At 79.7% G+C, this 1223-nt stretch carries 1 protein-coding gene; it reads right to left on the bottom strand.

The annotated features are described in order from the left end of the window. Nucleotides 1-26: 26 nt before the first annotated feature. Nucleotides 27-1223 (bottom strand): DNA polymerase III subunit delta', encoded by a 1197-nt coding sequence (locus ABEB16_RS22505; RefSeq protein WP_345714373.1) that lies wholly within the window; start codon nucleotides 1221-1223, stop codon nucleotides 27-29.

Here is a 1223-nt window from a genome sequence, read left to right as displayed (position 1 = left end):
CGCCGGGCGGAGCACCCCCGCGCCCCTCACCCGCGGCCGCCCGGGGCGTGGAGCCCGGCGGGCAGCAGGGCCAGCGCCGTCGCCTCCAGCGCCAGCTGCGGGGCCGCGGTACCCGCCAGCCGGGTGCGGGCGGTGCGGACGGCGTCGATGCGGTGCAGGGTCTCCTCCGGGGTGCTCGCCCGCGCCAGCCGCTCCACCTCGGCGCGCTGGTCGCCGTGGACCAGCTCCACAGCGGCCCCCAGCTGCACGACGAGCACGTCTCGGAACAGGCCCAGCAGGTCCACCAGGGCGCGGTCGAACGCGTCCGTCTGCTGCCGGCGCACCCGCCGCTTCTGGTTCTCCTCCAGCTGGCGCACCTGCGCCCGCACCGCCGGCGGCAGCGTCGAGGCGTCCTCGGCCCCCAGCGCCCGCAGCAGCGCCGCGCGCTCGGCGGCGTCGCGCTCGGCGGCCGCCGCCGTCGCCTCCTGCTGCACCACGTCGTGCAGCTCACCGGCCGCCACGACGGCCTCGGGGACGCTCGCGGCCCGCACCGGCAACCGCAGCACCTCCAGCCGGCGGGTGCGGGCCTCCTCGTCGCGGGCCAGCCGGCGCGCGAAACCGATGTGCCCCTGCGCCGCGCGGGCCGCGAACTCCGCCGTGCGCCGGTCCACCCCGTCGCGGCGCTGCAGCAGCTCCGCCACCGCGGCCGCCGGCGGCACCCGCAGCGCCACGTGCCGGCAGCGGGAGCGGATCGTGCGCAGCACGTCGTCCGGGTTGGGCGCGCAGAGCAGCCACACCGTCCGCGGCGGCGGCTCCTCGATCGCCTTGAGCAGCGCGTTGCCGGAGGAGTCGTTGAACCGGTCCGCGTCCTCCACCACCACCACCCGCCAGCGCCCCAGCGTCGGGCGGCGCTGGGCGACGCCGATGAGCGGCTCGACGTCCTGGCGCCGGATGACCGGGTTCTCCGTGGCGAACAGGTCCACGTCGGCGTGCGCGCCGGACAGCGCCGTGCGGCAGCCGTGGCACCGCCCGCAGCCCGGCGCCCCGGCGGTGTCCTCGCACTGCAGGGCCGCCGCGAAGGCCCGCGCCGCCGTCGAGCGCCCCGACCCGGGCGGACCCGTCAGCAGCCAGGCGTGCGTCATGCCCGAGACGGCACCCGGCACCACCGCGGTGTCGCCGCCCGCGGCCGCCTCCGCCACGCGGGCCCGCGCGGCGGCCGCGGCCAGCGCCAGCACCGCCGCGAT

Origin of the sequence: Kineococcus glutinatus, assembly GCF_039542765.1 — a bacterium.
GTDB lineage: Bacteria > Actinomycetota > Actinomycetes > Actinomycetales > Kineococcaceae > Kineococcus_A > Kineococcus_A glutinatus.
The sequence above is the reverse complement of the archived record's forward strand: the minus strand, read 5'-3'. Positions and strand labels throughout refer to the sequence as shown.